General features: G+C 36.7%; 13 protein-coding genes and 3 pseudogenes. 7 read left to right on the top strand and 9 right to left on the bottom strand.

Translation table 11 applies throughout. The annotated features are described in order from the left end of the window. Positions 1 to 775, top strand: a pseudogene (locus tag ACXAC4_RS21380) (ParA family protein); the annotation flags it as partial. A 29-nt stretch (positions 776 to 804) separates the two neighbouring features. On the opposite strand, the gene ACXAC4_RS21375 reads toward ACXAC4_RS21380, so the two are convergent. From ACXAC4_RS21375 to ACXAC4_RS21335, 9 genes and pseudogenes are all read right to left on the bottom strand, one after another. Next, positions 805 to 1,485, bottom strand: coding sequence for a ribonuclease J (locus tag ACXAC4_RS21375; protein WP_475165210.1), 681 nt, complete (start codon positions 1,483 to 1,485; stop codon positions 805 to 807). A gap of 929 nt (positions 1,486 to 2,414) precedes the next feature. After that, positions 2,415 to 3,293 carry a 4-hydroxy-tetrahydrodipicolinate synthase gene (gene dapA, locus ACXAC4_RS21370; RefSeq protein WP_000564763.1) on the bottom strand — a complete coding sequence of 293 codons (879 nt, stop codon included), beginning with the start codon at positions 3,291 to 3,293 and terminating at the stop codon, positions 2,415 to 2,417. A gap of 11 nt (positions 3,294 to 3,304) precedes the next feature. Continuing rightward, complete coding sequence (locus tag ACXAC4_RS21365; protein ID WP_475165208.1) at positions 3,305 to 3,595, bottom strand: ACT domain-containing protein; 291 nt, start codon at positions 3,593 to 3,595, stop codon at positions 3,305 to 3,307. Further along, on the bottom strand, positions 3,592 to 4,539 hold the full coding sequence (dapG, locus tag ACXAC4_RS21360) for an aspartate kinase (protein WP_475165206.1): 948 nt from the start codon (positions 4,537 to 4,539) through the stop codon (positions 3,592 to 3,594). Before dapG ends, ACXAC4_RS21365 begins: the two co-directional genes overlap by 4 nt. Further along, positions 4,496 to 4,844, bottom strand: a pseudogene (locus ACXAC4_RS21355) (Asd/ArgC dimerization domain-containing protein). Before ACXAC4_RS21355 ends, dapG begins: the two are co-directional and overlap by 44 nt. Positions 4,845 to 4,909: 65 nt before the next feature. Then, positions 4,910 to 5,044: an Asd/ArgC dimerization domain-containing protein gene (locus tag ACXAC4_RS21350; RefSeq protein ID WP_475165203.1), complete on the bottom strand. Its 135-nt coding sequence runs from the start codon at positions 5,042 to 5,044 to the stop codon at positions 4,910 to 4,912. A gap of 70 nt (positions 5,045 to 5,114) precedes the next feature. After that, positions 5,115 to 5,324, bottom strand: a complete 210-nt coding sequence (locus ACXAC4_RS21345; RefSeq protein ID WP_475165215.1) for a hypothetical protein — start codon at positions 5,322 to 5,324, stop codon at positions 5,115 to 5,117. A gap of 3 nt (positions 5,325 to 5,327) precedes the next feature. Further along, positions 5,328 to 5,569, bottom strand: a pseudogene (locus ACXAC4_RS21340) (aspartate-semialdehyde dehydrogenase); the annotation flags it as partial. A 4-nt stretch (positions 5,570 to 5,573) separates the two neighbouring features. Beyond that, on the bottom strand, positions 5,574 to 5,957 hold the full coding sequence (locus tag ACXAC4_RS21335; RefSeq protein ID WP_475165202.1) for a hypothetical protein: 384 nt from the start codon (positions 5,955 to 5,957) through the stop codon (positions 5,574 to 5,576). 260 nt (positions 5,958 to 6,217) lie between these two features. Here ACXAC4_RS21335 and ACXAC4_RS21330 point away from each other — a divergent pair, with 260 nt between their 5' ends. The 6 genes from ACXAC4_RS21330 to ACXAC4_RS21305 form a co-directional block, all read left to right on the top strand. Then, a complete protein-coding gene (locus ACXAC4_RS21330; RefSeq protein ID WP_475165200.1) occupies positions 6,218 to 6,340 on the top strand; it encodes a hypothetical protein in 123 nt (40 codons plus the stop codon). 205 nt (positions 6,341 to 6,545) lie between these two features. Further along, positions 6,546 to 6,719: a hypothetical protein gene (locus ACXAC4_RS21325; protein WP_475165198.1), complete on the top strand. Its 174-nt coding sequence runs from the start codon at positions 6,546 to 6,548 to the stop codon at positions 6,717 to 6,719. A gap of 82 nt (positions 6,720 to 6,801) precedes the next feature. Next, complete coding sequence (locus ACXAC4_RS21320; protein ID WP_475165194.1) at positions 6,802 to 7,341, top strand: hypothetical protein; 540 nt, start codon at positions 6,802 to 6,804, stop codon at positions 7,339 to 7,341. 32 nt (positions 7,342 to 7,373) lie between these two features. Next, positions 7,374 to 7,562: a hypothetical protein gene (locus ACXAC4_RS21315; protein WP_475165193.1), complete on the top strand. Its 189-nt coding sequence runs from the start codon at positions 7,374 to 7,376 to the stop codon at positions 7,560 to 7,562. A gap of 37 nt (positions 7,563 to 7,599) precedes the next feature. Continuing rightward, positions 7,600 to 7,827, top strand: a complete 228-nt coding sequence (locus tag ACXAC4_RS21310) for a zincin-like metallopeptidase toxin domain-containing protein (protein WP_475165214.1) — start codon at positions 7,600 to 7,602, stop codon at positions 7,825 to 7,827. Beyond that, positions 7,821 to 7,906, top strand: an 86-nt coding sequence (locus tag ACXAC4_RS21305) for a zincin-like metallopeptidase toxin domain-containing protein (protein WP_475165212.1), incomplete at its 3' end; no start/stop codon positions are given. The genes ACXAC4_RS21310 and ACXAC4_RS21305, both read left to right, overlap by 7 nt.

Below are 7,906 nucleotides of genomic sequence, written 5' to 3'. Positions count from 1 at the left end.
AAGGTTAACGACGGTTAGATTCACCTCTTACACAGCACCTGACCAAGGTGACTTTGATGATTTAAACATTCAAAAGGGCGCTAACGGGCATTATGCTTACACACTATCTAATATTTTTGCTATGGCTGAAATTATGGGTATTCCTCATGATCAGCGTAAAGAAAATGATAAACTTCAAGTCATTGTTATTAATTCTTTAAAGGGTGGGTGTGGTAAGACAACATCTTTAGTAAATATAGCAGCCGCATTAGCAACAACGAATATCAAACGTTATCGTATCGGAATTATTGATCTCGATCCTCAAGGCTCTTCTTCTAGTTTTTTTCCTTCCCAAGATCCTGAACCGATCACTGTTGGTGATCTTATGCGTGATTGCATTGAATTAGATGAGGGTGAAGTTTGGTCCGATGTTGTTAGTGAAGCTTTCCAATCGACTCATATACCTAATATTAGACTTTTACCATCGGGAATGGATGATTTTTATTTTGAACATGAAACAGCGACTGAATTAAAAGAGTCATCTAGTTATGAACAAACTCGTCATTATCATAAATTATTAGAGAAAGTGATAAAGCCTGTTGAAGACCAATTTGATATTATCTTAATTGATACTGCTCCATCCCTAAACTTTATGTTTTATAACGCATTAATGGCTTCAACAGCCATGCTTATACCAGTTCACCCTGAAGCCGTCGACTTTGATGCAAACAATAAATATCTAAAACGTTTAGGTGAGATTTATCATACGGTTTCAGCTTTAGGTCACCATGGCTTCATTGCAAGTTTATTTTGTCCTCTACTCGTTCAGTTACGTATTGCTAAGGTTAAACGGTATGTCAGACGTCCAGGACTACAGCACCTAGAACCTGTATAACCTGGGCGCTCTGCGTTTGTACTATCAGATAATAAGCAAAGTACGCCTTCATTTCCAATTTGAGCCATTTTCCCAAGGTCTGCTCCACTATTTCCAATTGGAGTTTGATCGAATTTAAAGTCTCCTGTATATACGATTGCACCTTTTGATGTATGGAAACAAACACCAACAGAATCTGGAATACTATGTGTCGTTCCAAAGAATGACACCGTTGTAGTATTAAACTCTACTGTTGAATTTGAATCGATTGTTTTTAAGTCTACACGACCTAACATACCCGCTTCGCCAAGTTTTTCTTGTATAAGTCCTACTGTTAATTTCGTTGCATACACTGGAATAGATAATTTACGAAGTACGTAAACAATACCACCAATATGATCTTCATGACCGTGAGTAATAAATAAACCCTTTACTCGCTCTTGGTTTTCCACTAAATATGTAATATCAGGAATAACGATATCAATTCCAAACATTTCATCTCCCGGGAACATTAACCCTGCATCCACAATAAAGATTTCAGAATCAATTTCAACACAGTACATGTTTTTCCCGATTTCACCTACTCCACCAAGAGCAAATACTTTAACAGACTCATTCTCTTTTCTCTTCATGTTGTTGCCTGGTTTAAAAATCTTGCAAACACTGATTTCACTAAAATTGCAGAGACACCAGGGGAAACTCTACAACCACCATATATTCACCGTCCAAGACGAATGTCCTTACCGTTATGCGATATCATGTCCTTGTTTATTTTTTAAACCAGGTTTCACCTCTCTTTCATTATATAAATCAAATATCTTATTCGATATGATATGAAAATGTAATTAAATTATAATTTTTACCAATTTTGCTAAGCATACCCGTACTAAGCTACTTAGCCATATTATACCTGATACAAGAAATAGAACACAAGTTAAATCGTGCGAAAGAAAAAGTAAAAGAAAGGAACAGCACTAAAAGTATATGGCTTATTTCCGCTGCTTTTATACTCCATGTTATTTGGAAAAAACTACCCTAAATACTTTAAATTACTTTCATTTGATGGATTTCCTAGATTTTTTTCTTGAATCGCACAAAAACACTTATAAAATGAAGCTTTTTTATAGATTACGTCATATTTGAGGCAATTCCTATAAAAACATAACCGAAAGTATTTTCTGTACCAGCAACTACTTTTCAACAAAATTAAAGATGTAAGATCCTTTTCTTATAAACATTGCATTACATGACAAAAAGCTATGAATTACAAAATCCCGCTAAAAATTTAATAAGGTTAAATTTTTAGCGGGATTTGACAGTCACTATCGAGAACAAGAGGTTGAAACAAAATTAACAAAAGGGCAGGATCTCATACTTTCAGCCAGTAGAGAACGCGTAGCGTAATATACTCGTTTTCAACATAAAATGTTTTCTATATAGGGTCATATACAGACGAGAAAGGCGAGCCTAAAATCATTTTACAAAAGATTCACATTAAAACAGATTCAAACATTTTCATATCAATAAAAAAATGACCTAGTTCCACACTAGGTCATTTTTATTAACGAGGAATAGATTGCATTACAGATTGTAACGTTACTCTTTCTTCTTCTGTTAATGGAAGAAGTGGTAAACGTACAGAACCTACATCTAATCCAACCATTTGTAACGCTGTTTTTACTGGAGTTGGACTTGGCGCCATAAATAACGAATCAGTTACTCTTACAAGTAATTGATGTAATTTTTGCGCCTTCTTAAACTCTCCTGCTTGAAATGCTGTAATCATTTCTTGCATTTCGTTTCCGATGACATGAGATGCTACCGAAACGATACCTTTCGCTCCAACTGCCATAGCCGGTAACGTTAAACCGTCATCACCGCTGTATACCGCAAAGTCGTCCGCTGTTTTTTCAATGATTTCTGTCATTGTTAACACATCGCCGCCGGCATCTTTAATAGCAACAATGTTTTCTATTTCTGATAAACGAACAACTGTATCAACGGAGATTTGTACAATAGATCGTCCTGGAACGTTATATAGCATAACCGGAAGCGGCGTGCTTTCAGCAATTGCCTTAAAATGCTGATACATTCCTTCTTGACTCGGCTTGTTATAATACGGTGCTACTAGCATTACTGCATCCACACCAACTTCTGTTGCCTTTTTAGTCAAGTCAATAGAAGCATGCGTATTATTGCTACCTGTTCCAGCGATTACGGGCACTCTTTTATCGACAACAGATACGACATGGCGATATAACGCTACTTTCTCTTCTGAAGTTAATGTAGGAGATTCGCCTGTCGTTCCTCCTACCACGATTGCTGTTGTACCGTTATCAATTAAATAATTTACCAATTTCGTTGTCTTCGCAAAATCGATATTACCGTTTATATCAAACGGTGTTACCATCGCAGTTGCAATTGTCCCAAAATCTATCATGGTCTCACTCCTTATTGTTCCAGTTGCTTTTCTTTTGAAAGCTCAAACGCACTATGTAATGCATTTACAGCCTCCACTAAATCAGTTTCTTTTACAAGAACCCAAATTGTTGTATGACTATCTGCCGATTGCAGAATTTGAATACCTTTTTCTGCTAAAGCTGTAACGATTTTCGCAGTAACCCCTGGGTATCCTGCCATTCCAGCTCCAACGATAGATACTTTCGCACAATGCTCTGTCACAATTGGCTCATATCCAAGGTTCTTTAATAATTTAACTGCATGACTTGATACAGTTGTCACTTCACCGTATATGCTACGCCAGTAGGTGAAATGTTAATTAAATCGACACTGATTCCTTCGTTCGCCATTTCTTTAAACACATGTTGCTGCAAATCATATGCCGTTTCTTTTGCAAGCACTTTAATTTGCGTTACGTTTGATACGTGGGCAATACCTGTAACAGGACGTTCTTCTACATCACGACCTCTTGTAGCACCGTCATATGCTGAAATAAGCGTACCTTCACTCTCAGAATACGTAGAACGTACACGAAGCGGTACTTTTGCATGCATCGCAATTTCAACTGCACGTGGATGAACGACTTTCGCACCTTGATAAGCCATGTTACAAATTTCGTTATACGTTACAGTTTGAAGATGACGTGCATCTTTTACAATACGAGGATCCGCAGTCATAACACCTTCTACATCAGTGAATATATCGATGTATTCAGCATGAAGCGCAACACCTAATGCTGAAGCTGAAGTATCGCTACCTCCGCGTCCAAGTGTTGTCGTATCACCTTTTTTCGTTTGCCCTTGGAATCCTGTAACGACGATTACATCTACATTTTCTAACTCTTCATGTATACGATCGCAATTCATTTCAATAATCTTTGCATTCGTAAAGTCATCATTCGTTACAAAACCAGCTTGTGCACCATTTAATGCTGCTGCTTTTATACCGTTCTCATTCAACATATTAGAGAAAACAATTGCAGAGATTAACTCTCCGCACGATAATAATAAATCTTGCTCACGTTTAGAAATAGTAGATTCCTCTTGATTTACAAGACTTAATAACGTATCCGTTGCATATGGTTCACCTTTACGACCCATAGCAGATACGACAGTAACTACTTTATAACCAGCAGCTAATGATTTTTTTATATGATGAAGCGCATGCTTACGTCCATTGTCATCACGTACTGATGTGCCACCAAATTTTTGAACAATTATTTTCATATTTTGCACCTTCTCTTGAGCCGTTTACACTAATTGTAATTTTACTAAGCGCTTCTGCAATTTGAACAGAATTCCATGCAGCGCCTTTTAATAAGTTATCAGATACGACCCAAAGATGGAATCCTTTATCGTTATTTAAATCTTTACGGATTCTTCCAACGAATACTTCGTTGTTTACCTACTGCAGTAGCTGGCATTGGATATAACTGCTCTTCTGGATTATCTTGCAGATACAATACCTTCCGCATTTGCCAAGTAAGCTCTTTACATTCTGCTACTGTTACGCCTTCTTTTTCTACTTCGATGTAAACAGACTCAGAGTGTCCTGATACAACTGGTAAACGTACACATGTTGCCGCTACTTGCTAATTCAGGCATACTGCATAATTTTTTTCGTTTCGTTAATCATTTTCATTTCTTCAAATGTAAATCCATTATCTTGGAACTTATCAATCTGTGGAATCGCATTAAAAGCAATTGGGATAATGCTTCTTATCACCACCATACCGGAAGAACATTTGCCGGTGTGAACTTCTTCGCCATTCTAAGATAGCTTGTAGCTTGTTCTATGAAGTTCATTCAATAGCAGCCGCACCAGCACCAGAAACGGCTTGATACGTGGAAACGATTAGCTCGTTCAATAAGCCGTATTGTCTCGCGTAACTGGCTGCAAGAGCTGCTACCATTTGAATTGTAGAACAGTTTGGATTTGCAATAATGCCATTATGTTCTTTTAAGTCATTTTCATTTACTTCAGGTACAACAAGTGGCACGTTTTCTGTCATACGGAATGCACTTGTATTATCAACAACAATCGCACCGCGTTTTGCTGCTTCTGGCGCTAATTGTTCCGAACAGATCCACCAGCACTGAATAGTGCGATATCTACTCCTTCAAAGCTTTCAGGAGTTGCCTCTTGAACTGTAAATTCTTCGCCTTCAAATACAAGTTTCTTACCTGCAGATCGTTTAGATGAAAGTAACGTTAACTTCCCAATCGGAAATTCTCGTTTCTCTAAAGTATTTAACATTTGTTCACCAACTGCGCCGGTTGCTCCAACTACAGCGACATGAAAAGTTTTTTGCTCTTCCATCACTATGCCCCTTTCTAGATACCAATCCTTCTATAACTTTAGAATCAGAAGGAGTAGACAATACCCCTTCTAATCTTAATAAAACGTCAATTTTATCATATTCGACAGTAAGAATGATGGTTTCATCAAAAATTGTCCGTTTTTTTTCGTTTTTTAATTCATATATCTGAATTTTTCTACGACCACCGGTTGCAATTGCTTTCTCTTCTGCAGTGCTTCTAATACTGTGTCTTCCAGCAGCTCCATGCGAGCGACCATTGAGTTGGGTTTTTTCTCTGGATGCATCTTGACCGAATGGAACGAAGTAGATGTTTTTTGTTGCCATTAGGCGCATGAGGTTGACGACAACATGGTAGCGACAATATAAACATTTCTTTTTTCTTCTATTATATATTTATTTCAAATCCTGTAAATTTATTTTGTATACCATATTCTTCACAGGTACCCATAAACGAATTAGACGGTACTTTAGTAATTAAATGGAAAAGTTCTACTTTGATATTGAGTTTACTACAGCAGCATATTTACATATATATCCTTTAATTGGTATGATTTACTTGTTCGCATAAAAAGGGGGGGAGATTTTTGAGTTTAAATATGTATTTGGGAGAAGTACAAAGCCAAACTCAAAGCATGAATGCTGTATGTACAGCTACCATTCAAGGTATGGAACAAGCCATTCAGTCGATTGATGCTTTTGCAATGTGATACCGTTCTACAAGGGCAAACTTACGAGCAGTGCAAAAGCATTTTTCGCACAAACCTTTCGCCCTTTAGCACAAGGAATCATTTATCTGTGTGAAGAGTTAATTCGTCAGAACGATGCATTTCCAAGTCAATTTCAATCACAAGTCGCTTCCAGGCAGATGTAATTGAACAAGAAATATTAGAACAAATTCGAGAGATTGACCGAATGAAAGCAAGTATGGAAGCCATCACTCAAGCTATGCCAATCCCAGGTATGGACGCTATGGCGAATCTTTTTACTGTCATGAGGAAAAAACTGCAAGAAAAGTTAGACCATCTACATGAATTTAATCAAACGTCTAGCAATAACTATGCTACAGCACTTCAATTAGCTAGCTAGTATTGCTACAGGTCTTGCGGAAGTACAAAGTGGAAAAGGTTTTAGTCCTGCAAGTGGTACATTTAGTACGCAAGGGTTGAATATGGAGTGGACGACTTCTATCCAGGCGATTACAGAAGAAAAAAAGCGTCATTCTGAAGGAAGTAATATTATAGAAGAATCGTTGTTCGATAAATTTAAAGATACTGTTGAAAATAACGTAGAAGCGATAGATCATTTGTACGAAAAGTTTATTCGACAGATAGAAAACACTCCGATTATCGGGCAATATTATAATTACAAAAAGGGGCAGAATGAAGCGGTGTTAGATGAACTTAAAGGAATATTAAACACAATTTTACATCCAATAGATAGTGTTGAGGGTGCTGTGTATGCTCTTTCTCACATCGACGAAACATTTGCTGCTGTAGAACAAGCTATTTCTGATTCGTGGAATCAAGATGTTGTAAATGGAGATTGGAATAGCAGAGCTGAACGGTATGGAAACGTAGAGATGCAAGTTAAATTAGCAATCGCTGAATTATTCGTAGGAACAAAAGGTGTAGATAAAGTTCCAACGTTAGGCAAAACCTCAAAACTTAGTGAAAGTGTCCGAATTTTATGCACGGCACTAAAAACGTAATAACTTTAGATAAGTATAAGCAAAGCGTTGACATGTTGAATAATATTCGAATGCCAAAAAATCAATTTGCTTATACAGGAAGAAATATTGTAGACTCTTTCTCAGATAGCAATGCCCTTAAACAATCTAAAGAAAAATTATTGACTCATCAGTTTGCTGAAAGTACAGCTGAAGTTAATAAGGCAACGAAAGCGGAGCTGACTTGGATTTTAGAAAAGTAAATATTCAAACCAATGAAATTGGAGAAACTTTAGTCTACTGAGAAAGGAAATTCGAGCGTATAAAAAGGAATGGGGAGAATTAGGTATAAAAGTTAATATAGATAAAAAAGGAACAATTCTTCCAAACAATGTAGAAGCAGCGTTTGATTTTGTTAATGGGGATATATATTTAAAGAAAAAACCATCCGTCATAAATATGCATCATGAGGGTTTTCATGCAAGAGCAGTGGTTAGATATAGGAAAAGAGCAATATATGAATCTTAGTAGGTTTAGAAAGAGAAGAATATGTATTTGAACAAGTAATGAAAAATAAACATTTATTTGATAAAGCTTCTATTGACCA

It is taken from the genome of Pseudoalteromonas sp. AWM4_233, assembly GCF_056158285.1.
The sequence above is the reverse complement of the archived record's forward strand: the minus strand, read 5'-3'. Positions and strand labels throughout refer to the sequence as shown.